This window comes from Nocardia colli, assembly GCF_008704205.1.
GTDB classification, from domain to species: Bacteria; Actinomycetota; Actinomycetes; order Mycobacteriales; family Mycobacteriaceae; genus Nocardia; species Nocardia colli.
The window spans coordinates 37,332-62,618 of the sequence record NZ_VXLC01000013.1; the positions used below are offsets into that span (position 1 = coordinate 37,332).

Sequence of the window (25,287 nt, forward strand, 5' to 3'; positions counted from 1 at the left end):
GGGCCACTCTCAGTCGTGGGTCAGCAGGTGGTCGGGGCCGGTTCGCCGCGGAAGCGGGCCTCCACGTAGTTCCAGGCCTGGACGAAACCCGCAGCGGCCGTGGTCAAGTGCTCCGCTATCTCGTAGGGGTGGAACTCGACTTTGGCGCCCGCCTTGCAATAGCGGTCGACCACTTCCTCCACCGGCGGGAAGAAGGTCATCTCGTCGAAGCGTCCCTGCCAGATGTAGGTGGGCATGGTGGGAACGCCGTCGAAGTAGCGCAAGCTGTTCTCGCGCAACACCTGATGCGCGATCGGGCTGTCCATCAGGCTCTTCGTGGCGGCCATCTGCTCGGCGTTGCGGAACGCGCCGTGGAACAGCAGGAACCGGCGGCAGGCGTCGTGGGTGAATTCGCGGAACCACAAACCGTTTTCGTTGAGCTGGTCCGACACCGGCAGCCGGTCCGGGTATTCGCGTTCCAGGCCCATCGCGGCGGCGAACGCCAGCCCGAAACCGGGGTGCGGCGCGAACCCGAGCGCCATCGCCATCTCTTCGAGGTCGGCGGGGATGCCGCCGGCGATCGAGGCGGTGATCTTCAGATCGGGCGCGTAGGTCGGCTGCAACGCGGCCGCCCACGCGGTGGCCATCCCGCCGCCGGAGTAACCGGCCAGGGCGACAGGCGAATTGGCCAGACCGAGCTCCGACACCTTCTGCACGGCCTTGACGCTGTCCAGGGTCATCATGCCGCTGAGCCGCGCCGCACCGTAGGCCGAGGTGGGCCCGAGGTAGTCGGGCAGCGAGACCGCCCAGCCGCGCCCGATCGGCAGCATCGCGCCGACCGCGTCCTGCAATTCGCCGTTGAACAGCGAGCGCGACGGGTTGCACTGGGTGCCCAGGGAATTGATCAGCGCCTGGTAGGAGACGAGCGGCGGGTGCTCGACGCCGTTGGGCAGCAAGACGGTGGTCACGCCCATCACCGGCTTGTTCTGCGAGTTGGTGGACCGGAAGGCGACCTGCCAGCCGGTGGTGCCGACATACAGGCCGGTGTCGATCTTGCGGGCGCGCACGACGTCGCCCGGCTTCAGCTCGGCTAAATCGGCGGGCGGTGCGTAGAACACATCCGGATCCGGTGTGGGATAGAGCGGTTGAGCGTTCGCGGGCAGGCCAAGCAGGCCGACCGAGACGACGCTCAACAACAGGATCGCGATCCTGAATGGAACTCTCTGCACGGTTTTCCTTCGAATCTCGGCCGTTATCGACTTGCCGACCCCGACACGCCTCGGCAACTCGAACGGACCACCACTGCACTGGAAATCGCGGCGAACGTCATCGTTCGTCACGTGGACGGCGGGACATGTACGCACAGCCGAACCGAAGGTCGGACCGGCACACCACCTTTCGGCTCGACGACTGTGGGTTGCCACAAAAGTGGCACCATCCGCAGCGAACGTAGCGTCGCGGCTTCGGCTCCGCGCAACCGGGTCCGGCATATTGGACAATTCACAACGCATTTCCTGTGCGTTTGACCAAGATCACTAGCCACAACACCCCGCCTACGGCGTGCCATAGCCGACCGCTCTCGAAATCAGTCCCATCCCACCAAAGCGTCACCGCCGAACGGGACCTCCCGGAGCCGTCACTCGGCGTTTGCCTCAGCCGGATCCCGTTTGCTGGACAAGATCGGCGAACCGTCCGGTCGGGAGCCTGGTGGTGGCGGTCACAGTAGACCTCACATCATGCATAGTGTGTGCCCATTCACATGGAAGCAAATTGCGCAGTATGCTCAATTTCTAGAGCGCCTATTGTTCAATTCGCGCTTCGAGGGCAGGGTAAAGGGCATCAAGTGCTCAACTAAGGCGGCGCCCGATCGGTGCCGGCCGGACGGGTGGATGTATGACCGAGCTCGCGGATCACGATCTGATTCCGGCGCCGTATGACCTTGCCGACCGCTACCGCGTCGGCGCAGGCACCGTTGTTCTCACCGGGGTCCAGGCGATCGCGCGTCAACTGGTGGAACAGCACGTACGCGACCTGCGCGCCGGTCGGCGCGTCGGCACCTTCGTGTCGGGATATCAGGGCAGTCCGCTCGGCGGCGTGGACAAGATGCTGGCCGGGATGCCGAACGTGCTGACCGAGCACGACATTTCGTTCGTCCCGGGGCTGAACGAGGAGCTCGCCGCGACCTCGGTGTGGGGGAGTCAGGCCGATCTGCCCAAGGGCAGCGCCACGCACGACGGCGTGGTCGGCGTCTGGTACGGCAAGGGCCCCGGCCTCGACCGCGCCACGGATGCGTTGCGGCACGCCAACATGTACGGCGCGAACGCCAACGGCGGTGTGCTGCTGCTGGTCGGTGACGACCCGGCGTCGAAGTCCTCGACCGTGCCCGCGGTGAGCGAGCGCTCGCTGGCCGCGATGAACATCCCGGTCCTGTTCCCGCGCAACGCGCGCGAGATCATCACCATGGGCCTGCACGGCGTCGCGCTCTCGCGCGCCTCGGGTTGCCTGGTCGCGCTGAAGATCGTGGCCGACGTCGCCGACGGCGCCTGGTCGGTGGACGGCGACGCGGGCGACATCGACATCATCGTCCCCGAGATCACCTGGGAGGGACGCCCGTTCAGCTACCTGCAGCGCCCGATGGCGGCGCCGACGGACAGCGTGATCGCCGAGGCGGACCTGTACGGCCCGCGCTGGGAGATGGTCAAGGCCTACAGCACGCTCAACGACCTCGACGTCATCGAGCTGAACCCGCCGCACGCGACCCTCGGCATCGCCGCCACCGGAACCACTTTCGACGCGGTCCGGCAGGCGCTGATCGACCTCGGCGTGGACGACGACGACCTCATGCGCGCGGGCGTCCGCCTGCTGCGCATCGGCATGCCGTTTCCGATTGCGCCCGAACGGGTTCGGCAGTTCGCCAAGGGCCTGACCCGCCTGGTCGTGGTCGAGGACAAGACCGCGTTCATCGAGACCCAGATCCGGGAGATCCTGTACGGCACCGCCGAGGCCCCGGAGATCATCGGCAAGCGCGACGCCGCCGGGCGCCCGCTGTTCGGCCAGGACGGCGAGCTCACCACCGGCCGGATCACCAAGCCGCTGAGCCGCGCGCTGCACGGCTACCTGGACACGAAACGTCCACTGCCGCAGCCGCTGACGCTGTCCGTACTGCCCGCCAAGCGCGCCGCCTACTTCTGCAGCGGCTGCCCGCACAACCGCTCCACCGCGGTGCCCGCGGGCTCGCTGGCCGGCGGCGGTATCGGCTGCCACACCATGGTGACCATGTCTGGCCGGGAAGACAGCCAGGTCACCGGCCTGACCCAGATGGGCGGCGAAGGCGCGCAGTGGATCGGCCAGGCGCCGTTCACCGACGTACCCCACCTGTTCCAGAACATCGGCGACGGAACGTTTTTCCACTCCGGCCAGCTCGCCGTGCAGGCGTGCGTCGCCGCCGGTGTGAACATCACCTACAAGCTGCTCTACAACGACGTCGTCGCGATGACCGGCGCGCAGGACGCGGAGGGCGCGCTCGCCGTGCCCATGCTGACGCACAAGCTGACCACCGAGGGCGTCGCGCAGATCATCATCTGCGCCGACGAGCCGAAGAAGTACCGCAAGCGCGACCTCGCCCCCGGCACCCGTCTGTGGCACCGTGATCGGCTCGACGAGGCCCAGCGCGCGCTGCGTGAGGTACCCGGCGTCACCGTGCTCATCTACGACCAGCACTGCGCCGCCGACGCGCGCAGGCAGCGCAAGCGCGGCACCCTGCCGACCCGCCGGACCCGCGTGGTGATCAACGAGGCGGTGTGCGAGGGCTGCGGTGACTGCGGCGTCAAGAGCAACTGCCTGTCCGTGCAGCCGGTGGACACCGAGTTCGGCCGCAAGACCCGCATCGATCAGACCTCCTGCAACACCGACTACACCTGCATGGACGGCGACTGCCCGTCCTTCGTCACGGTGGAACTGCCGGACCCGGCAAAGGCCAAGAAGCGCAAGGCGATCCAGCGTCCGACCCCGCCGGTGCTGCCCGATCTCGCGCAGCCCGCGCTGAGCACGACGCAGAACGTCTTTCTGGCCGGCATCGGCGGCACCGGCATCGTCACCGTCAATCAGGTGCTGGCCACCGCCGCGCTGCGGGCCGGTTACGAGGTGGCCAGCCTGGACCAGATCGGCCTGAGCCAGAAGGCCGGACCGGTGGTCTCGCACTTGCGTTTCGCCAGTGGGGAATTGGAGCCCGCGAACCGGCTGACCCCGGGTTCGGCGGACTGCATCGTGGCGTTCGACCTGCTGACCGCCACGGACAACAAGAACCTGGCCTACGGCTCGAAGACGAACACGCTGTCGGTCGCGTCCACCAGTCAGACCCCGACCGGGGACATGGTCTACGACAAGGCCGTCGAGTACCCGGAGACGCCAGCGCTGCTCGCGCGGCTCGAGCAGGCCTCCCGGGAGGTGCGCTCGTTCGACGCGCTCGCCGCCGCCGAGGTGCTGTTCGGCAACACCGCGGCCGCCAACTTCCTGATGGTCGGCGCCGCCTACGAACTCGGCGGCCTGCGCATTCCCGCGGCGTCGATCGAGGAGGCCATCGAGATCAACGGGGTCGCCGTGAACGCCAACATCGCGGCGTTCCGCTGGGGCCGGGTCGCGGTCGCCCGACCGGACGAGTTCGCCGCCGCGGCGGGGCGCCCGGAGCGCAAGCGCGCCGAAATCAAGGTTCCGGCCGATCTTTTCGACGGTCTGACCGCCACGGGTGAGACCAAGCGGCTCGTCGAACTGCGGGCCGGGGAGCTGATCGGGTTCCAGGGTGTCCGCGTGGCCCGCGACTATGTCCGGACCGTGCAACACATTTGGGCTGCGCAGCAGCGCGTCACCGACCGCACCGAGTTCAGCGAGCAGGTCGCGCGTGGCCTGTACAAGTTCACCGCCTACAAGGACGAGTACGAGGTGGCCCGCCGCCTGGTCGACCCGGCCTTCCTGGACGAGGTCGCGGGTCAGCTGCCCGAAGGGGCGAACCTCACCTACAAGCTGCACCCGCCGGTGCTGCGGGCGATGGGCCGCAAGAAGAAGATCGGCATCGGACCGCGCGGGCATCTCGCGCTCAAGGTGCTGGCCAAGGGAAAGCGGTTGCGCGGCACCAAGTTCGATTTCTTCGGTTACGCCCACGTCCGCCGGGTCGAGCGGGCTCTGCTCGCGCACTACACCGGCATGGTGACGACGCTCGCGGACACGCTCGACGAGGCGGGCTACGACCGCGCGGTCCAGGCCGCCGCCCTCGCCGACACCGTGCGTGGCTACGAGGACATCAAGCTGGCGAACGTGGAGATCTACCGAAACAGCCTGCGCGAGCTCGGTATCGAGCCGCCGGCGGTGGAAACGAACGGCGCGGCTGGGCAGTAGACCGCGCGCCTGGTCGAGCGTAAGGCCACGCTCCCGGGCACATGGGAAGCGGCCCGCAACTACGGTTGCGGGCCGCTTTCGCATTGGCGGGGAAGGGGTTACGACCGCCGCGGCATCACGGTGTAGCTGAACGAGATCACGAAGTCGATCGCGAGGATCAGCCCCCAGGGAGCCAGCACGCCCCACAGCGGCGTGGTGCGATCGAGGTCGCCGACCAGCAGCGTGAACAGGCCGAGCACGATGGCCGCCACCGTGTAGGCGAGCAGATGCTTGAACCACTGCACCCGCTCCCGCGCGGCATGCGCACGTCCCGCCTTCGGCGGCCGCACGGGTGCCGGCCCGCCGGCGAACCGATGCGCGAACCGCTGATCGGCCCAGTCGATCATCTGCGGGCCGAAGGCGATCGACACGCCGATATAGATCGCCGCCAGCCCGTGCGTGAGCGATGCCTCGCCGCCGCGCCGCAGGTCGATCACCGACGCGGCGAGCAACACGACATCCACCAGCGGAACGCTGGCGAGCAGCACGTTGCTCAGCCGCCGCGCCGAGGTCAGGTAGCGGACCGCGAGCCCGAGCAGGAGCAACACCCAGAACCCGACCTCGCAGCCGACGATCAGCGCAATCACTGGAAATCTCCTTTTTCGCACGGTCGAGTTTAATAAAATATAACACGACTGTGCGAAAATGAGTCATGCCGAAGATCGTGGACCACCAGACCCGCCGCGTGGAGCTCGCCGAGGCGGTCTGGCGGGTCATCGCCCGCGACGGCGTCGACGAGATCTCCATCCGCTCGGTGGCCACCGAAGCAGGCTGGTCCTCCGGCGCGCTCCGCCACTACTTCGCCACCCGCGCCGAGCTGCTCGCCTTCACCTGCGAGGACGTGATCACCCGGGTCACCGCCCGGATCGCGGCCCTGCCGCGCACCGGTTCCGTGCGGGACATCGTGCGCGCCATCCTGCACGAGACGATGCCCCTCGACGAACGCCGAATCACCGAGTGCTCCATCGCCTTTTCCTTCGTCGTCCTCGGCCTGGCCAACCCCCAGCTCGCGGAGGTCCAGCGCAGGCACTTCGGCCAGATGTACGACCTGTGCCGCGGCCTCGTCGCGGACCTGTCGGCGAGAGACGCACTGGCCGAACAGGTTTCCGACCACGACCTGGTCGCGCAACGTCTACACGCCCTGATCGACGGCCTGAGCCTGCAACGCCTGGCCGGCCACCTCACCTCGCCCGAGGTGATCGCCCGGCTCGACGCGTTCCTGGACGAGATCATCGTCGGATGACCGGCCGAATGTAGTGCGGAACCGCGTTGCCGCACGGTGGGATTGGCTGACACCCCGGCTTGATGATAGCTATGTGGCATGAATGAGTAGCTATCGCAACAACTTACGGCCATCCTTCTATGAAGGCTGGTAGCGATCTCTTTCAAAACTGTTGCCTCGATATGGAACCGATCGGACGGTTCACGCGTCCAACCAGATAACTAGGAACAGTAGGGGAGGCTCGGCCGTTCGGGATCGGCGGTCGCAGCAGACTACGGAGGGGGATTCGCGAGAGTCGGCCGGCGCCACGGCTGACCGACATGGCTTGACGACACCGCACACTGCGGCACCCAGGATCGGGTGCACTTACCAGTGCGCCAATCGAAGTAAGTGGGGGGTTCCTTGAACACTGCGCAACTGAGCTGGGGCATCGAAACGATGGCCAAGCCGAACGCATTCGTGCATCCGAGTCTGCGCGACTATCTGGATCCGACGAACGGGCCGTGTGGGAGCTTGTTCCCGCCGGGCTTTCAGTTGGAGTTCGCCGACTACGACGAACTCACCGCACGCGGTGACATCGACGGTGCGCCGATCGTGCTACCGGTCAACTCGGAGCATCAGGCCGAAAAACTGAGGTCGATCCGGTCGATACATGCGATGGGACTGATCGTCGCGGTCACCAACGATGTGACCGGGCACTCGACTTACTTCGCGATTCGCGCCGGCGCCAACTTCGTGATCAACATCGCGATATCCGGTGAGCGGCAAGCGGAGATCCTGCGCGCGCAACTTCTTGACCATGCACGACCGGTTGTCGAGAACCAGCGCCCGCCGATGCGTGGCGTGGCGCTGAACCATGACTCGAACATCCGGAGGACGGAATCCGCGAGAAGGCCTGATCTCAAATCCGCCCCCAGGGATATCCCGCGGCCCGGCGCGCAGAACGGCCGAGGTGTGTTGGACGAATTCGACACGCGGCTGTTGCGAATGCTGCGCACGTCGATGACTGTCGCCGAGATCGCGCGGCTCAACTATCTTTCGGAGCGGTCGATGTATCGACGCATCCGGAATCTGTATGACACCCTGGGCGTCGAAAGCCGCGCCGAACTGGTCAAAGCGGAGCACCGAGGCGCTTCGTCCCCGCCACTTGCCATGCTGCGCGGCTGACCGGTGGCTATTGGTATGCCCGCGAAGGGATTTCATGGAATCAGCCGTCGCGACCTCCTTCGGACGGCCGGAGTCGTTGCTGCCGCGATGATTCCAGTTGCCTGCGGCTCCTCCGCCAACCCGGGGGTGGGTCCCGATCTGACGGGACTCGATGCGACTGTCCGTCCTCAAGATGATTTGTACCGGCATACCAATGGACAGTGGCTGCGTGCGTACAAGCTACCGGACGACCAACCGGTGTGCAGTGCGATGACCGACGCGATGCACCGGGTCGAGCGGCAGCTCAGAGATATCATCGAAGGCATCCGCGAGCCGGTGCCCGCGACGGCGGAACAGCAGATCCGGGACCTGTACGCGGCCTGCTTGGACAACTCGGCTATCGAGCGGCTCGGAATGACTCCGCTTGCCGACCTCTTCGCCGACATCGATGCGGCGGAGACGAAGTCCGAATTGGCACGGGTCATGGGAAGACTGCCGATCCCCGGTCTGATCGCGATGTACGTCGACATCGATCGGAAGGACTCGCGCCGCTACCTCGCTACCCTTGCTCAGTCCGGGCTCGGCATGGACAGCCGATATTACCGAGATCCTGAGTTCAGCACCCATCTCGACGCCTATCGCAGGTATCTGGAGCGCATAGCCGGTGCAAGCGGCCTTGCCGATCCTGCGGGGATGTCGATGCGGGTGGTCGAACTGGAGCGGCGATTGGCCATGGCCCACTGCGATGCTGTGCAGGACCAGGACGCGGCGGCGACCTACAACCTGCTGAGCTGGTCCGAATTACGCGGGTTGGCAACAGATTTCGACTTCGATGCCTGGTTGTCCGGGCAGACCACGCAGCCGCTGGAGCTATTCGCGCGCGTCGTCGTGCGTCAGCCCTCGTTCGTGGCCGCCGCCGGAGCGCTCTGGGCCGGCGTCGATCTCGCCCAGTGGCGTGAATACCTCCGCCTGAATGTTATTCAGGGGTTCTCCAGGTTTCTGCCCGAGGCGATCGCCACTGCGAATTTCGACTTTCGGCACCGATTCATGGGTGGTACGGATCGGCCGGACCAGCCGTGGCAGCGCGCGATCGCCACGGTCAACGCTGAGCTGGGGCCGCAGTTGGGAAAGCTGTATGTGGCCAAGCACTTTCCGCCCGCGGCCAAGGACCGGATGCACGATCTGGTCGAGGATCTGCTGGTGGCTTACCGTGCACATTTTCGCGAGTCGTCCTGGATGTCGGAGGCCACCCGCGCCCGCGCCATTGCCAAACTCGACAAGATCGAGACGCTGATCGGCGGTCCGGACCGATGGCCCGACTATTCGAGTGTGCCGATCACACCGGACAGGTTGATCGAATCGCTCAGGGCGGTCCGCGATTTCACCGCACGACGGCAGTTCGAGCGGCTCTCCACTGCGGTCGACAAGAGCGAATGGACGACGACCCCGCAAACTGTCAACGCCTTCTACACCCCGACATCGAATCAGATCGTTTTCCCCGCGGCCTTCCTACAGCCGCCGTACTTCGACAAGGACGCAGACCCGGCGGCGAACTACGGTGCGATCGGCGCGATCATCGGACACGAGATCGGTCACGGGTTCGACGACCAAGGGTCTGAATACGATGGTGACGGCAACCTGTCCGATTGGTGGGCTCCCGCGGACCGCGCGGCGTTCGACGCGAAGACCAGGCACCTGGTCGGCCAATACGACGGGCTGGTCCCCGAGGGCTTCGATGCTGCGCACCATGTCGACGGACGGTTGACCGTGAGCGAGAACTTGGCGGATTTGCTGGGTCTGCAGGTGGCGGTCGCCGCCTACCGCCGCGCGGCGCAACGCCGTGGCGAACCGCCGGAGTTCCGTACCCTGTTCCTGTCGTGGGCGAGATGCTGGCGGATGAAACAGACAGACCAGTTCGCCGTGGCCGCGCTGGCGGCGAACACCCACGCACCTGCGGAATTCCGTACCAACCAGATCGTGCGCAACATCCCTGAGTTCTACTCGGCCTTCGAGGTCGCGCACGGGGATCGGCTGTTCTTGCCCGAGGAACAGCGGCTCGCACTGTGAATCTCTTGATCCGCAACTACAACGATGACAAGGACCTGATCATGCAATCCGATTATGTCGACTACCTGACCTGGGACGAGCAGCACAATGTCGCCTACCTTGCGCTCCGTCCGAACAACTCCGGAACTCGCCGAGTCGCCCGAACTCTGCAGGTGTGCGATGAGGCCGGCGACGAGGTTGTGGCCGCTCTCGATTTCGGTGCGGACGGCGAGCTCATGGGCATCGAACTGTTGAACGCGGCCACCCAGCTGGGCGCGGCGCTCAAGGCGTCGGCACGCGAGCAGCAGGCGAACACCTGATCCGCGTTTCACCGTGAACCGCAACACGTTAGACGGCTACGTACTCGAGTAGACCGACTGACTCGAGGAGAGAAATGGCCACCACCGCAGCACGTCAGGAGCCTGACGTTCGCCCGAAGCGGGATCAACCGTCCCTGGCGGAGGTCACCGCCGTCGAACTGTCCAGGATGCGCCGGGGTTTCATCGGCTGGTTCGTCGTCCTGGTGCCCTTCGTGATCACGGTTCCGCTGTATCCGATGTCGCTGGCCTCGCCAGAAGGGCAGTCCGGCCATACCTGGACGGTATTCCGTGATGTTGCCCTGGAGGGTTGGGGCGTTCTGATCCCGATGACTGCCGCGCTATTGGCCGCGCTCTCCGTGCGAGCGGATCAGGACGCCTGGCGGCTGCTTTTCTCCTACGCTGTGCCGCGGACCAAATATCTGCTCGGCAAGTATTTCGCCTTGGCCGCGCTGTCGGCCGTTTCGACGACTCTGCTGGCCGTTTTGCTGTGTGGCGGTGCGGCTCTGAGCGGGCGGCTGGGCACCAGCTTCTCGACGATCGTCGGCGCGTGCTTTCTGCCGTGGCTGGCCGGATTGGGCTGCGCCGCAGTGGCTCTGGTCGTCTCGATGATGTGGGGACTCGGCCCGACCATCGCGGTGGGCGTTGTCGGCATGATGAGCGGGATGCTCATTGCGGACAAGAGCTGGTGGATGGCGGTGCCGTTTGCCTGGCCGATGCGCGTCATCTTGCCGTTGGCCGGAATCGGACCCAACGGCGTTCCGCTCCCCGCGGACAGCCCGGTCCGGGACCACGGAGTCATTCTGCCTGCGATAGCGCTGTCGATCGGGCTGGCGGTCGTGGTTCTCGCTCTCGGCTCGTTCCACATCAAGCGCAAGGAGATCTGACCATGCTCGCACTGGAAGTGTCGCAGCTGCACAAGCACTACGGGAAACACCGCGCCCTCGACGGTGTCGAGCTTTCCGTCCACTCGGGTGAGGTCTACGGGCTGCTCGGTCCGAACGGTGCGGGCAAGTCCACTGTGATGAAGACGATTCTCGGCTTGCAGCGCCCGTCCAGCGGAACCATCCGGCTGTTCGACCAGCCGTACGACCGTGCGCAGCTCGTCGATGTCGGCGCGCTGATCGAGACGCCGGGGCTGTGGCCGAAGCTGGATGCGTTGACGCACCTGCGTATTCACGCGAAATTGCGTGGCGTGCCCGAGCAGTGGATCGACGAGACATTGGCGGCTGTGCAGCTGACCGACGTCCGCAACCGCAAGGTGCAGGCCTTCTCTCTGGGCATGCGCTGGCGCCTTGGTATCGCCATCGCCTTATTGGCGCGGCCGAGACTGCTGCTGCTCGACGAACCGACGAACGGTCTGGATCCGGTCGGGATCCGGGAGATGCGGGGCATCATTCGATCCCTCGCCGCCAACGGAACGACGGTCTTCATCTCCAGCCACCAATTGTCGGAGATCGCCCAGGTGTGTGACCGTGTCGCTGTTCTGGTCGCGGGCAAGACACGCTACGAGGGCACGCTCGATGGCATCGCGGGCGATGGCGATCTCGAGGAAGGGTTCTTCCGCATCCTCGAATCGAGCGGTTCGCACATCCGCTGAAGCACCACAACACAGTGCCGGGTGAGAGCGATCCGAACGATGCTGTCGGATCGCTCCGCACTCCCGTTCTGGTTAGCCGTCCCGAAACTGCCGTCGGTCTGCTGCTGCGCGATCAGGAACCCCATGGCCCGCACCGGAATCGGTCGTTCGGACAGCGCCAACCGGGTGCATCCGCGCAGCAGGGTGGCGAGTGCGTCGAGATCGTAGCGACGAATCGCCAATACCAGCAGGGAATCGAGCACGACAGCCCATTCCGTGATGAGTGCACCGGATGCGTCGATGGAATCGAGATCGCGCCAGTGCACCGGATCGGCGCACAGCAGGTCGGTAGCTGTCAGCAGCCGCGTATTCGGCTCTTGCGCTGCGGATTCCAGGTCTCCGACAAAGCAGTCGGGTGTGGCGTTGGCCGCCAGCCACGCTTGGGCCGCAGCCAGCGATCGGATCGCCGCCCTGCGGAACGAATCAGGGTATTCGAGCATGGTGCCGCTCGCGTTCTGCCACGGCCATCGCCGCGACCATCGTGGTGTGGTGACAAGTGCCGAACGCGTAGGCCTCGGCTACCTCGGCGCGCAGCCCCGACCATCGGACCGGGTCGAACAACGGACCAGGCACCGCGCCCTCGGACAGCCTGTGCCGTGCCAAGGAGTCCCATCCGTGCGCGGTGATCGTGCAGTCACCGGGATGTACCGCGTGCAGGGACAACAGCAGCTCGCCGGCCAGATCCATGTCCCCTAGCGCGAGATAGGTTCCGAGCAGGGTCCGCATCGTGTCGATGAGCTCCGGGTCGATATGCATCGACCTGGCAGCGAAATCCGTTGCGTAGAACACGACATGGGTCAGCGCATAGACCTCGTCGTCGCGTAGGTAGAGCGGATCAGGTCCGGCGGTGACGATGGTCCGCGAGAGCAGATCCGCTGTCGACGGCAACGAGTTCGGGAACTGACCGAGCTCGAGTACATACCGCAACTCCAGCAGGCTGAGCGGTGTGCGCCAAGTGCCGTTCCATCCGCCACAGCCGGTCGTGAGAACGGTCCGCACCCGCTCGGCGGCAGTCGGCACCGGCCGGCCGAGGTCGGCGAGCAGCGCGACCAAATAAGCACGGTACGGAAACTTTTCGTCTCCGCGGCCCAACGCGGCATGGAAGGACTCGGCGGAAACCAGGGTATAGGCGAGTTCGAGCGCGCCATCGATGAGCGGATGGTCGTGTCGTTCCCCGCGGCGCAGAATTCGGCACAGCACAAGCAGTTCGAGCACGGTGCCCTCGCGAAATTGCCGGGGTGGCAGGAACCGATCCCAGTGCACTGGGTCGAACCAGCGGAGATTGGCGGCGAGCCAGTCCAACGCGGTATCGAGCAGCGGTGTTGTCGCGGCAGTCTCGATCCGGACCTGTGGCGGCCAAACGGGGAAGCCGCCCACCTGGCCGCGCAGCTCCGCCGGTGGATGTGTGCCGTTCACCCTCACCGTCCGATCTTGACGCGGATGCCGATCGCGAAGAACAGCGCCAAGGACACCAGCACCAGCACGTCGACCGCGACCGGAACCAAGGCTTGTTCCGTGCCGACCAGTACCTGCCTGCCCGCATCGACCAGGTAGGTCAGTGGGTTGATCCGGATCACGGCCGACAGCCAGCTCGGCACGCCCGCGGGCTGAAATACTGACCCGGACAGGAAAAGCATTGGCAGCATGGCCATTTGCACACTGGCCTGTAGTGTCTGGATTTGCCGCAGCGTGGTGGCCAGGAACAGCCCGAACAGACTGAACACGGCGGATCCGAACAGGTAGATCACGGCCGCGATCGCGATCTGCGCGAAGGTCGGCGACAACCCGAAGATCGGGGCACACAGCAAGAGCAGCAGGCTCTGCACACCGACGACGATCCCGGTGCTGACGACTTTCCCCATCGGCAGGCACATACGAGGCACCGGGGCGACGGTCATCTCGCGCAGGACGCCGAATTCACGGTCCCAGGCGTAGGACAATCCGGTGGCGACGCCGACTGTCGCCACCTGAATGGCGATGATCCCCGGCAGGATGTACGCACTGAACGACACCTGACCCACGGAGCCGACCATCGCATCGAAGCCGACGGCATAGATCGCGATGAAGAACAGCAACTGGGCCGCGTTGCTGATCAGCAGACCGGGTCGACGAATTTGGCGCTGCAGGTCCCGGTTCGCGATCACCCAGACGGCGCGGGCGCTGCTGATCATCGAGCGCTCCGGCACGTAGCCCGTCGGCTCCGTCACATCCGATGCGGTCACGAGATGTCCCTTCCGGTGGGCATGGTCGCGGCCGCATAGACATCGTCCATCGACGGGTTGTGCACGGTAACGCTCAGGACTGGCAGGTCGAGAACGCGCACGATGTCGGCCACCCGCCGATCAGGTTCAGCGCAACGAATTTCCAGTTCGGTGAATCCGGTGATCACCTCGAAACCCGCCGCACGCAGCTGCGCGGCGGCCACCGCGTCGTCGTAGGTCCGCAGCTGCACGCACGAGGCATGCAATTCGTCCTTCAGATCTACCGGCGAACCCGATCGGCCGATCCGGCCGCCGGACATGATCACGATCTCATCGGCATATTCGGCCTCGTCCAGGTAGTGCGTGGAATAGAGAGTGGTGACGCCGAGTTCGTCGCGCATGCGAAGCAGATCGCGCCAGACCACGCGACGGGATCGTGGGTCGAGACCTGTCGTCGGCTCGTCGAGGATGAGCAGCCCCGGCCGATGCAATAGGGCGCGGACCAGCTCCACGCGTCGCGCGGTCCCGCCGGAGAGCCGCTCGATCGCGGTCCGTCGTTGGTCGGTCAGGTCGAGCATGGCCAGCAGCCGATCGATCTGGTTGGCGGCATCGGTGCGGCGCATGCCGAAAAGCCGTGCGTGGAACCAGAGGTTCTGCTCGACGGTCAACTCCTTGTCCAGCGTCCGTTCCTGGAACACCAGACCGAGGTGGGCGCGGGCACGCATCGGTGCCGTTCGCACATCGCTGCCGAAGATGCGGACGGTTCCGGATTCGGGTTTGGCCGCGGTGGAGAGCACGGAGAGCAGACTCGACTTACCCGCACCGTTCGGGCCGAGCAGTGCGGTCAGCCGGCCGGGGACCGAGCTGAGTGAAACCGAGTCGACGGCAAGGGTGCCGCCGTAGCGAACGACGATATCGGCGAGCTCGAAAGCATTGTGGGACATGAGTGCGACCTTTCTCAGCTCAGGGCGAGGACGCGATCCCACGGATGCCGCGACATGTCGGGAGCGGCGCCCAGCAGGCCGGACGGGATCACCGACAGCAGCGCGCAGGCAACACCCGCCGCGCCCTCGAGCAGTCCGGCGACGTCGAGCAGCTTGAATTCGGTCGGCCCTGGCGCCGACCGGGGATACCGCATCGGATGACGAAAGACGAAGGGAGCGTCCGGATCTGCCATTTCCAGGATGGTGTCGGCGAGCCGGGACTTCGCCGCGAGCAAGACCTCGTCCTGCTCGGCGGTGCCGATTCGATGGACCACCTGGAGCAAGCCGGCGTAGCCATGGCATACGGCCGGCCCGGTGAGGGTCCATTCGGATTCGTCTCGGGCAAGGGCATCATGCAGTGCCCGGATCGCACGCGTCCGCCATTCGGGGACGTCGAGGGTTTGGCCCGCGTGGTGGATCGCGGCCGCGACTCCCGGCGCGCCGTAGCACCACGCAGTCCGCGCGTACAGGTTTCCCGTTGGGGTAATTGCGATTTCGTCGTCGAAGCCGACTCGGCACGGCCAAAACGTGCCCTGGTCGTCGGTGCGGATCCATCGAATCAGCCACTCCACCATGCGGGTCAGCGCCGCGCGCTGTCCCGGCACCTCGTGCCCACGGCGCAGGGCCAGCGACAGCACGGTCACCGGACCGGGAATCCCGTGTGCTAGACCGAGATTGAAGTCGCCGCGGGGATAGTCCAGACGATCTTGTTCGACCGCTTGCAGCTCCGCGGGAACCCACCAGCCGGGCACCAGGTGCCCATCGACGGTGATCGGCTCGCTGATGGCAACCAGATGCCGCAGTGTTTCCCGCAGCGCGCGCTCGACCTGTGCGTCGTTCTCGACGGGATCCTCGATGGAATCGAGCAATAGCCTTGCCGTGCCGGACAATCCGTTGACGATGTCGTAGGACTCCCACGAGACGCCCGGCTCGCGGCGAGCCCGGAACCCGTCCAGCCTGCTCAGCTGATCGTCGGCAAGCCAGGCGGCCAGTTTGCGCCGTAGACCGGGATAGTGGCCCTCGCAGTTCTGCGTGGCGGCCAGCAGCGACGCGGGTCCCGCGTACAGTCCTCGGCTCGGCTCACTGGACATCGCCGCGCCCGCTGCTTGCACATGCTGGTGCGTGAAACTCGACCAGGCGGAACTGGTCCTGGCCAACTCCGCATAGAACGTCGCGATGCCGGGCAGGCCGTTCGACAGGGTCATCGGCCCCCACATCCCCGCGTCATAGATGGGGTCGCGATTGTCCCGATGCCCCGCGATGTCCGCGATCGCAGCGGGATCGGCGAGTCGTTCGGCGACGAGGGTGACGGCTTCGGCCGCTCGGTCGGCCACCGAGATCTGTTGCTGCTGTGTGGCGTTGGTCATCGCGCGTGCTTTCTCCTGTTGAAGTTGTCTTGCACCGCACCGCGCGCGATGGCAACGGCCGACCGCTCCCGGTCGCTGTCCCCACCGAAGAGCCGATTGCAGGTCATATGCATCAGGCTGCCGATCAACCGCTGATGTCTGGTGCGTGTGCTCGTCAATGCCGAGCGCAGCTCGCGGACGGCCGCGTCACGTGCCTGGAGCGCATCGATGGCCGCCGCACCGTGCGGATCGGCGCGCAGCACCGGCCACTGGCCGTATGGATCGATGAGCCCGCGCCAGCGCTGCGCGGCAACCCGATACGCGTCCGGCAGATCGTTGCGCGACCCCGTCATCGACAGCCATGCCATCGCCGCGTCATCGCCCCATCGGTCGCCGTGCGTGGCACTCGGTTCGGGCCGGCCGAAGGCTGCGGCCAGTGCGGCGACCGAGGCGGCCGCGAAGGTGTCGAGCGAGTGCTCGCACGAAGGATCCTCGACCAGATTCAGGAATCGGATCGCGGCCAGGCTGTCGGCCTCGAACACCCGCTCCGCCGCAGCCATCGCCGCCTCGCCGCCGTATCGCTCGACCTCGGCGTCGTACTGGTTTACCCGATGGGTTCGAATCAGTCCGCCGTGCTGCAGGCTGTCGAGTTTCCGGCCGATTGCCTGCGCGGCGCCTCCCCAGAGGTCGTGCGGCTCGCCGTGGAACCGAACGCGAAGGTGGGCCCCGTTCGGGTCGGTGTATCGGATGAAAAACCAACGGTCGCAACCCTGTGCACGGGCCTGCTCGGCCAGCTCGGGTAGCTGGGTTCGGATGAAGTCGCTCTGCGACGACGACGGCAGATATAGCTCGAGGAAGAGCCAGTCGCTGCCGAGTCCGGCCGGCGTCCGTTCCGTCTCGGTGTAACCGCCGTGCGCCGTGCGTGCAGGCCGCGTGTCGCGGCGCGACAGCGGGACGACGATCTCCATTGCGTGTCCGTCGATGCCGTCATAGTTGTCTTCGTCGCCGGGCACTTCGTGCGCGACGATCGCCGGATCCTTGCGCAGCTCGTCGCACAGCAGCTCGAGATGCGCCGGATCGGTGAGGTCGAACAGCAGCCGCTGATCCATCTGCACGGCCAGGATTCGCTTCGGCACTCGCCATTCGCGGCGCCACCGCCGCACTGCCGCGGCGAAGTCTCGCTCGGGAACTCCGGTGAGCACGTCCATCCGCCACACCGCGGGCGCGAGCACGATCCGGCCGTGCCGGACGCGCGGTACGAACGGCAGCTCCGCCAGACCGGCCCAGGTCCACGGCTCCCACAGTCGCTGCCCCTCCAGGCTGATCTCCCACAGCAGCCGGGAGACGTTGGGCGCCTGGGTCATCGGACTGATCATGTTGTCCAATACCGGGACGATCTCGCGGCCGGTCGGCAGATGTACCGCACACATCCGCTCCGTCGTCGCGCCGATGGCGACGTCGGCAAGCGCGAGCTCATCGATCCCCGTGGCATCGGACAGGCCGACGCTGATCCGTTTGCCGCTGTGCGCCATGGTGTTGGTGAGGTTCGCGGCCTTGCCGGATCGTGGCATGAAACTCAGGTCGACGCGCATCGCGTCGGTGATGTGCACGGGGACGGCACGAGATTCCGCGGCGGCGGTGGCGCGGACGTCGGGTGCGAGCAGATCGGCGAAGCGGGCCAGCGTCGCCCCGGCTTGATGCGACCCAGGACTCGGCGCGAGCACGATGCGAAAGTCCCCGGCGGACAACGCGTCCAGTGAGGGCGCGATGACGTGAAAGGTGATCTCGCATGAGTTAGGCACATCGACGGCGGGTGTTTCCTCGGTGATCAGCTCATCGATCATGGCGTCGGTCAATTCGACCTCGACGGCGCCGTCGCGCAGCGCGTTCCCGATCAGCCGGTGCAGCAGGCGAATGCGAGCAGGATCGCGGGGAATCGTCTGATCCGGCGCCGCCTCGTCACCGGTCGGCCAGCTGTATCCGGCCGGTGCGCCCAATCCGCGTGCGGGGTCGAGCAATTCGCGAATCCCGACCAGCCGATCGCTGCCGTAGCGTTCGAGGAACTTCTCGTGATAGTCGCGCAGCGCGACGAGGCCGAGCTTGTTCGCCGACATCCGCCACATCAACTCGGCGGCGCGCTCGATGTCGGCGCGCACCTCGTTGGGCAGCTTGATATCGATGTCCAGCGTGGTGTCGATGTGCAGCGGTGTTTCGTAGTCGTAGAGCCGGTTCGCGATCTCGGCGGTCGAGACCAGCTGAGCGGTACCGGGACCGAGCGGCGATTGATCGCCGGTCTTCCTGAGGTCATCGATCTCGCGTAGCGCTCGCAGTGCCGCGCTGATCGGCTCGGCGGGCTGGTCGACCGCGGCGAGGACGTCGATCACATGGCACAGCGCGTCGCTGCCATCCAGCGGCGGGCGCAGATCGGTGAGCAGGAACTCCTGCTCCACCAACCGGCCGATCAATTGCACGGCGCGCTGTGGCGGCGCACCGAAACGTGCCGCGGTCGCTGCCGTGAGTTCGTCGACGGGGATGGTTCGTCCGGCCTCGCGCAGGACCATGTCGACTACGGGCGAATTCCGCACCGAGACGACCGCCCTGGTCGCACCGTTCAAGGGCGCGCCGAGTGGGGACGGGCAGTCGAGGACAACGCGGTCACCGCGGTGGGTCAACGCGGGGTGGGCGCGAACCCGCAGGCTCGGCAGCAACTCCGGGATGGCCTGCAACTCGTGGACGACGCCGAGCAGCCACTGCATATCGGCGTGGGTCCTGGTGCGGTGGCCGGTTCCGCGATCGAGCTTCGCCGACGAGTCGAAGCGCCCGCCCGCGACACCGGAGAAGACGCCGAACGGCGTCGGCCGGGTGCGCCGTCTGATGTCGTAACGCAGCACGGCCAGCGCGGCGCGGCGCAGCTGGGCTGCTTTGATCCCCTCCAGCTCACCACGGTGCACCCGGTCGAGCAAGCCACCGAGGCTTGGCGTGGCCAGCGTGATCGCGGCCCGCAGCGTCGCGTCTGCCGCACCGGCCCGTACGACGTCGGGATGGCTACCCCCGGTCGGTACACCACGGTCACCGACCGCCAGCGGGGCCCGGAGCAGAAAGACATCCCAGGCCCGAAAAATCGAATCCGACACCAGCCCAATTCCTTTGCAATGTTCGACAGCGTGGCGCCCGGGCTGGGCACTGCCACCCAGCCCGGACATCCGACTCAACAGCAGTGGCTGCAGCCACTTCCGCCGCCCGAGCTGGTGCAGCCGGGGGTGCAGTAGGACCAGCTGGTAACGGCCGCATTGCCCTGGATGTTGCCGACACCCACCTGGATGTCGAGGTCGAACAGGTCGACAGTCTCGACTGTCTGCACCGGTTCCATGGTCGCCGTGCTCACGGTGTTCTCCTTCGGATGCTGTGCACGGCCGATCTGACGACTCGGCCGAGGGAGGCCCAGTGTTTGTTCCCCCGGTATCGAGACAAGCAGCGCGGACCCGCTCGGACAACGACGTGACCTGTATCTGGCAGCCCACGGGAGGCTGCCAAGGTGCGCTGATCAACGCGCGGACGAAGGTTTTTGCCATCCGGGTTGAACCGTTCGGCGCGCACACGCTACACACGACTGTGTGGACACGGACGAAGCACTGCTGGCCGCGGTGGCCAGGGGGGATCAGGCATGCTTGCGTGCGCTCTACGACAGGCATGCACCTGCGATGTTGCGGGTGGTGCGCCGGATGACGGCGCAGAGCGGGGTGGCGGAGGAGATCCTGCAGGAGACCTGGCTCGCCGTCTGGCGTTCGGCGGACAGTTTCCGTGGTGAGTCGTCCGCCCGCGGCTGGCTGTTCGGCGTCGCCAAACGCCAGGCGCACAACTATCTGCGCAAGTCCGTGCTCGTCACGGTCGACATCGACGAGACGGCGGAGATGTCCGATCAAGCGGGCACCGTCGAGGACATCGTCCTCGCCAACGCCGCCCGCACCGAGCTGGCCGTCGGCATCCGTGACCTGCCCGAACACCTGCGCGAGGTGCTGCTGCTCGTGCTGGTCGACGATATGTCCTACCCGGACGTCGCGGCGATTCTCGGCATCCCGGTCGGCACGGTGAAGAGCCGAATGTCGCACGCACGCAAGCGACTTGCGTTGGCGTTGGCCGGAACCACCGCCGACCTGTCCACCCGATACGGAGGCGAGAAATGAGCACCCCGAATTCCTTCGGTCCGCACCTGTCGGACGACCAACTGGTCGACGGGCGCGACGACGCCGCGAGAGCGCACCTGAACGGCTGCGCCCAGTGCCGGGCACGGGCCGAGGGTTGGCAGAACGTGGCAGTCGCCGCGCGGCAGGTTTCCGCCGAATTGGTGGGCGCCATCCGCACGCCCTCGTTCGACAGCTTGCTCGGCGATGCCGTCGGCATGCCGTGGGCCGCCCCGGCCGAAGTGGCGCGGCCGGGGCGGCGCGGTTCACTGCTGCTCGCCGCGGCACTGGCGCGTACCCAGGCGCGGCTGCTGCCGCGTGCGTTGGTCCCGCTGACCGTGCTCGGCTTCGCGTGCTGCTTGGTCCTTGCTGTGCTCGCGAAGCAAAGTGATACTGCTCCAACGGTTTTCGGGCTTGCAGTCACCCTCATGTTCCAGCTCGGAACATTGGCCGTCTGCTTGCCGCGGACCGACCCGAGGCTCGAGTTGTTCAGTACGTTGCCCATTGCGCCCGCCGTGGTGTTCGCGTGCAGGTTGCTGGTCGTCCTCGTCGCAGATACCGTGCTCGCGCTGCTCGCATCGATGCTGGCGAGTGAGCTGGGTGCGACGGCGGACTTCCCCGCCATGGTCGCGGGGTGGCTCGGGCCAGCCATGCTCGCCTCTGCGTTCGGCGTCGTGTGTGCCGTCTGGCGGTCCCCGCCGGTCGGGGCGATCGCGGGTGCCGTCGTGTGGTTGCTCGGTGCCGCAGCGTCCTCGGATACCGGTCCGGCGCACCGCATCGGTGCGCTGATCGAACCCTTGTGGTCTACCTCGGCGGCCACGTTGGCGCTTGCCGCATTGCTCCTTGTCATCGCGGCGATCGGGATGAGCAGGCCTCGATACAGCGTCGTGGCCGGATGAACCGATCGGCGACTGCTCGCTACCCCATTGATGTGAATCCGATGTGGCTGTACGAAATTCGGCGCTGCGGGAGAAGCGTGCTGACGCTGCCGCCGGCCGTGGCCGCAGTGCTGAGCATCGCACTCGTCGCCCTGGGCGGTGGTCCGGCCGCGCAGGTCGCGGCGGTCGATACCGTGGCGTTGGCGGCAGGACTGACCACCGCGGCGGCGCTGGGCGGAGAGCAGATGATCGAACTGCAGCTGACGGTACGGACGCCGTACCCGCTGACTGTCGCGCGTCGCGTCGCGCTGGTGGTGGCCTCGGCGAGCTGCGCGGTGCTGCTGATCGCCTTGCTCGGGTCGCCCGTGGTGCGCGACAGCGCAGGCGCTCTACTGGTGGGGAACATGGTCTTCGCGCTGGCGCTGATCAGTATCGCGACCTACGTCATCGTCGAGTTCCGCTCCACCGCAGGTGCTTCCGCGATCGTCACGACCGCATGGTTGACGAAATCGCTGATACTGGATCAGGTTGCCCGCGCGGTGCCGGTGCAAGCCGCGATACTGCTGGCCATCTCGGCACTGTGCGCCTGGCCTGCCGCGCTGCGCGTCGCCGACAGCGAGGCACAGTTGCGTGGAGCACGCGGATGAGGGGCGTGCCCGCCGCGGCGCTCGGCGCGACCATCCGCTACGAAGCCTTGCTTGCCCTCCGGCACCGGGTGGTGTGGCTGTCGCTGATTCCGCTCTGCGCGTTGATCATGCTGCTCGGCGGCTTTCCCCGTGGGCGGAACCGGACCGATGCGATCGCTGCGATCGGTGATACCGCGCTGTTGCTCAATTTTCTCGGATCGATCGGTATCGCCGTCGCGCTGGCCGACCGGCTCGCGGGTCAGCGCAGACCGGGGTTGCGTGAATTGTTCGATGCCACGCCGGCCGGGGGACGGACCAGATCGGTCGGGATCCTGCTCGGACCATGGCTGGTCGCGTCGGTTCCTGGTGTGCTGATATTGCTGGTCATGGGCCTGTGGCTGTCGATCACGTCGAGCGGGCCACGACCGCTTGTCGCGGCGGTGATCGGCCTGCTGACCATCGTGCTGCCAGGGTCGCTGCTGCTCACCGTGCTCACCAACGTGGTGAGTCTGCTGTTGCCGAGCGCGGTCGCCCGCGTGCTTACCGTGCCGTTCTGGTATTGGGCGACGGCGCTGACGCCACTGGTTCCGATCCCGACGGTGGCCAAGACGGTGTTGTCGCCGCTGGGCGACTATCAAGCGGCGCAATGGCTCGGTGTCGTGCTGGCGCAGCCGGACGGCGGCTGGCTGCACCCGGCGGCCGGCCTCGCGCCCGCCGTCGCCGCTCTCGCGCTGACGCTCGCGACGACGTTGCTCGCCTTTCTGATCGGCCACCTGATACTCGCCGAGAGTCGTTGAGCCGGAATGGAGTTCGGATGACTATTACGCTACGCAATCTGACCAAGGTCTATCGTGGGCCCGCCGTCGCCCTGAACGAGATCGACCTCACCATGACCGAAGGCATGACCGGATTGCTCGGCACGAACGGCGCGGGCAAGACCACGCTCCTGCGCATCCTGACGGGAACGATCCGGCCGACGTCCGGCACGGTGTCGGTGTGCGGGCACGACATGGCTACCACCGCGGGGCGGACCGCAGTGAAGCGGTTGCTCGGCTATCTGCCGCAAGAGCTCGCGCTCTACCCGGATCTCACCGGACGCGAGTTCCTCGACTATGTCGCTCTGCTCAAGGGCATCGACGACAAGCGGGCCCGACGGTCACAGATCGACAGTTTGCTCGACCGAGTCGGATTGGAATCGGTTGGCAGGCAACGGATCGGACGATACTCGGGTGGTATGAAGCGTCGGCTCGGCATCGCGCAGACCCTGCTCGGCGACCCGAAGCTGATCATCGTCGACGAACCGACGGCAGGCCTCGACCCCGAGGAACGGATCCGCTTCCGCAGCCTGCTCGGCCAACTCGGCGGCGATCGAATGGTCGTGCTGTCCACGCACATCCTCGATGATGTGGCGCACAGCTGCCCGATGGCCGCGGTGCTTACCGAAGGCAAGCTGGCGTACCACGGCACGACCGGCGGACTGGTTGCCTTGGCCCAGGGACAGACTCATCTGGTGCGCGCCGCCACCGAGCCGCTCGGCGACTTCACCGTCGTCAATGTGACCAGCACCGTCGATGGCACCGAGTATCGAATCGTCGGGCCGGTACCACCGCCCGAATCACGCCCGGTGCCACCGACGTTGGACGACGGCTACATCGCGTTACTGCGTGCCGCCAGGGCAGCAACGCGGTGATCAACTGGTCGCGCTGACCAGTTCCCGCAGATATGTGTGCTGCTGGGGAAACCGCTCGTGCAGTATGCGGCCGATCGCTTGCGCGTGTGTCGCGGTGGCGCACCACAGCGGAAGCAGGAGCACGTACTGATCACCCATCGGCGCAAACCTCAATTCCTCTAGTACGCAGGGCTTCTGGTGAGCGGTGAAGTATTCGCGGAGGTTTGCCTCGACCGTGTCCGGGGTTACGCCGGCGGCCAGCCGGAAGCGCCCGGTATGTGCCAAAGTCGCATACCACGAAGAGATTTCGGTGAGGTATGCCGTGCGCGCCGCAGTCCGATACTCCGCCTCGGCGATGGCCTGGACAACCGCCTCGGCGACGGTCCGGCTTGCGACTCGCTGCAACACCACCGCCTGCGGTGGACGCAATCCGTTGCGCCGCGAGGCTGGATAGATCGTGAGGATCGCGGTGGGTTCGACGGCGATGTCGAAGTGGTAGCCGTGCCGCGCGGACCGAAACCACAGATCCCAGTCTTCGTAGCCGGCGTGCACGGTCGTCCACCCGCCGACCTCTGCCAGCAGCCCGCGGGCGTGGCCGACGCGAGACGGCTCGAACATAGCGTTGGTGGTCTGCAATTCGGGGTGCCAGACATGGTCGGCGAACCCGCTGCGCGCGACCTCGTTGCCGCTCTCGTCGACTCGAATGCACCCGGTGGCGGCGAAGGTCGCACCTGCGTCGAGCAAGCCGAGCAGCGTCGCCAGATGCGTTGGCAGCCATCGGTCATCATGGTCGAGGTAGGCCACGAACGGCGCCGTCGCCACCGCGACGCCGACGTTGCGCGGGCCGCCGGGGTGGCCGAACCGCTCGACTCGTAAGAGCTTTATCCGCGGGTCTCGGTAGGCGCGGACGACCTCGTCGGTGTCGTCCGTCGAGCCGTCGGAGACCACGAGCAGGGTCCAGTCTTCGATGGTCTGGGCCAGGACGCTGTCGATCGTCGCCCGAATCGCCGTCGAACGGTTGAACGTCGGACAGACGATGTCGATGCGGGACGATCGATGAACGGACAACTGCTCTCCCAAAGGTGCGGGTGGATTCCGCACCGACCCTATCCGCCCGCAGTCGCGATGACCGCTGACAGCGTCGCTCGTGAACCGAAACTTGGCAGTGTGCAACGTAATAGGTACACGAACACCGATACGCTTGGAGGAAAGATGATCTCGCAGGTCCGAGGACTATTGCTGGTCGGTGTCGCGTGCTGCGGCGCGCTGACGATCAGCGCGTGTGGCGGCGGTTCCGGGCCGAAGGATCCGGCGCATCCGAGCCCGGTGCCGCTGCCGGAACCGACCTCGAGCAGCCAGGCGATCGGCAGCGAAAACCTCGGCTACCTCTGGCCGTTCACCGTTGATCGCGGCACCATCGAATGCCGTGCGGGCGAGCAGGCGGTCTTCGTCGCACCCGACGGCAAGGCATACGCGCTCAACGACAAGTCCGAGCAGGCCGGCATGCCGAGCATCGAACCGCTGCGAGCCAGCGGTTCCGGGGGTGACAAGATCAGCCTCGGCGCATTGCGCAGCCGGACGCTTCAGTTGTGTCAGTTCGCGAGGTAGATCCGGGGTTCGGGGT

General features: G+C 66.4%; 22 protein-coding genes. 13 read left to right on the top strand and 9 right to left on the bottom strand.

Annotation, left to right across the window (positions count from 1 at the left end; genetic code table 11):
* Positions 1-20: 20 nt before the first annotated feature.
* Entirely contained in the window at positions 21-1,208 is a 1,188-nt protein-coding gene (locus F3087_RS24205; RefSeq protein ID WP_449583789.1) for a lipase family protein, read from the bottom strand.
* 664 nt (positions 1,209-1,872) lie between these two features.
* Here F3087_RS24205 and F3087_RS24210 point away from each other — a divergent pair.
* Positions 1,873-5,370 (top strand): indolepyruvate ferredoxin oxidoreductase family protein, encoded by a 3,498-nt coding sequence (locus F3087_RS24210; protein WP_150404327.1) that lies wholly within the window; start codon positions 1,873-1,875, stop codon positions 5,368-5,370.
* Positions 5,371-5,468: 98 nt separating this feature from the next.
* Here the strand turns inward: F3087_RS24210 and F3087_RS24215 are convergent, their stop codons facing one another.
* Positions 5,469-5,996, bottom strand: a complete 528-nt coding sequence (locus tag F3087_RS24215; protein ID WP_150404328.1) for a hypothetical protein — start codon at positions 5,994-5,996, stop codon at positions 5,469-5,471.
* Positions 5,997-6,061: 65 nt separating this feature from the next.
* On the opposite strand from F3087_RS24215, the gene F3087_RS24220 reads away from it, so the two are divergent.
* The 6 genes from F3087_RS24220 (at position 6,062) to F3087_RS24245 (ending at position 11,740) form a co-directional block, all read left to right on the top strand.
* On the top strand, positions 6,062-6,652 hold the full coding sequence (locus F3087_RS24220) for a TetR/AcrR family transcriptional regulator (RefSeq protein WP_150404329.1): 591 nt from the start codon (positions 6,062-6,064) through the stop codon (positions 6,650-6,652).
* 513 nt (positions 6,653-7,165) lie between these two features.
* Positions 7,166-7,798, top strand: coding sequence for a helix-turn-helix domain-containing protein (locus F3087_RS24225; RefSeq protein WP_150404330.1), 633 nt, complete (start codon positions 7,166-7,168; stop codon positions 7,796-7,798).
* A gap of 87 nt (positions 7,799-7,885) precedes the next feature.
* Positions 7,886-9,844 (top strand): M13 family metallopeptidase, encoded by a 1,959-nt coding sequence (locus F3087_RS24230; RefSeq protein ID WP_223885301.1) that lies wholly within the window; start codon positions 7,886-7,888, stop codon positions 9,842-9,844.
* Entirely contained in the window at positions 9,841-10,143 is a 303-nt protein-coding gene (locus tag F3087_RS24235; protein WP_150404332.1) for a DUF2283 domain-containing protein, read from the top strand. The genes F3087_RS24230 and F3087_RS24235 overlap by 4 nt, the downstream gene beginning before the upstream one ends.
* Positions 10,144-10,217: 74 nt before the next feature.
* Complete coding sequence (locus tag F3087_RS24240; RefSeq protein ID WP_150404333.1) at positions 10,218-11,027, top strand: ABC transporter permease; 810 nt, start codon at positions 10,218-10,220, stop codon at positions 11,025-11,027.
* Positions 11,028-11,029: 2 nt separating this feature from the next.
* On the top strand, positions 11,030-11,740 hold the full coding sequence (locus F3087_RS24245) for an ABC transporter ATP-binding protein (protein WP_150404334.1): 711 nt from the start codon (positions 11,030-11,032) through the stop codon (positions 11,738-11,740).
* 462 nt (positions 11,741-12,202) lie between these two features.
* Here F3087_RS24245 and F3087_RS24250 read toward each other — a convergent pair whose 3' ends face one another.
* The 6 genes from F3087_RS24250 to F3087_RS24275 form a co-directional block, all read right to left on the bottom strand.
* Entirely contained in the window at positions 12,203-13,195 is a 993-nt protein-coding gene (locus F3087_RS24250) for a DUF6895 family protein (protein ID WP_150404335.1), read from the bottom strand.
* A gap of 2 nt (positions 13,196-13,197) precedes the next feature.
* Positions 13,198-14,001 carry an ABC transporter permease gene (locus F3087_RS24255; protein WP_223885302.1) on the bottom strand — a complete coding sequence of 268 codons (804 nt, stop codon included), beginning with the start codon at positions 13,999-14,001 and terminating at the stop codon, positions 13,198-13,200.
* Positions 13,998-14,924 (bottom strand): ABC transporter ATP-binding protein, encoded by a 927-nt coding sequence (locus F3087_RS24260; RefSeq protein WP_150404336.1) that lies wholly within the window; start codon positions 14,922-14,924, stop codon positions 13,998-14,000. Before F3087_RS24260 ends, F3087_RS24255 begins: the two co-directional genes overlap by 4 nt.
* Before the next feature lie 14 nt (positions 14,925-14,938).
* Positions 14,939-16,330 (bottom strand): lanthionine synthetase C family protein, encoded by a 1,392-nt coding sequence (locus tag F3087_RS24265; RefSeq protein ID WP_150404337.1) that lies wholly within the window; start codon positions 16,328-16,330, stop codon positions 14,939-14,941.
* Positions 16,327-19,443, bottom strand: coding sequence for a lantibiotic dehydratase (locus F3087_RS24270; RefSeq protein WP_223885303.1), 3,117 nt, complete (start codon positions 19,441-19,443; stop codon positions 16,327-16,329). The genes F3087_RS24265 and F3087_RS24270 overlap by 4 nt, the downstream gene beginning before the upstream one ends.
* Positions 19,444-19,517: 74 nt before the next feature.
* A complete protein-coding gene (locus F3087_RS24275; RefSeq protein WP_223885304.1) occupies positions 19,518-19,694 on the bottom strand; it encodes a gallidermin/nisin family lantibiotic in 177 nt (58 codons plus the stop codon).
* A gap of 229 nt (positions 19,695-19,923) precedes the next feature.
* Between F3087_RS24275 and F3087_RS24280 the strand changes: the two genes are divergently transcribed.
* From F3087_RS24280 to F3087_RS24300, 5 genes are all read left to right on the top strand, one after another.
* A complete protein-coding gene (locus F3087_RS24280; protein ID WP_150404339.1) occupies positions 19,924-20,493 on the top strand; it encodes an RNA polymerase sigma factor in 570 nt (189 codons plus the stop codon).
* Complete coding sequence (locus F3087_RS24285) at positions 20,490-21,389, top strand: hypothetical protein (RefSeq protein WP_150404340.1); 900 nt, start codon at positions 20,490-20,492, stop codon at positions 21,387-21,389. The genes F3087_RS24280 and F3087_RS24285 overlap by 4 nt, the downstream gene beginning before the upstream one ends.
* Positions 21,390-21,466: 77 nt before the next feature.
* The gene (locus F3087_RS24290) at positions 21,467-22,015 is read left to right on the top strand and encodes a hypothetical protein (RefSeq protein WP_150404341.1); all 549 of its coding nucleotides are present in this window, start codon (positions 21,467-21,469) and stop codon (positions 22,013-22,015) included.
* Entirely contained in the window at positions 22,012-22,791 is a 780-nt protein-coding gene (locus tag F3087_RS24295) for a hypothetical protein (RefSeq protein ID WP_150404342.1), read from the top strand. The genes F3087_RS24290 and F3087_RS24295 overlap by 4 nt, the downstream gene beginning before the upstream one ends.
* Before the next feature lie 17 nt (positions 22,792-22,808).
* Positions 22,809-23,684, top strand: a complete 876-nt coding sequence (locus F3087_RS24300) for an ABC transporter ATP-binding protein (RefSeq protein ID WP_150404343.1) — start codon at positions 22,809-22,811, stop codon at positions 23,682-23,684.
* Here F3087_RS24300 and F3087_RS24305 read toward each other — a convergent pair whose 3' ends face one another.
* The gene (locus tag F3087_RS24305) at positions 23,685-24,731 is read right to left on the bottom strand and encodes a glycosyltransferase family 2 protein (protein ID WP_191094117.1); all 1,047 of its coding nucleotides are present in this window, start codon (positions 24,729-24,731) and stop codon (positions 23,685-23,687) included.
* A 57-nt stretch (positions 24,732-24,788) separates the two neighbouring features.
* Here F3087_RS24305 and F3087_RS24310 point away from each other — a divergent pair, with 57 nt between their 5' ends.
* On the top strand, positions 24,789-25,271 hold the full coding sequence (locus F3087_RS24310) for a DUF2511 domain-containing protein (protein ID WP_223885305.1): 483 nt from the start codon (positions 24,789-24,791) through the stop codon (positions 25,269-25,271).
* Positions 25,272-25,287: the final 16 nt, after the last annotated feature.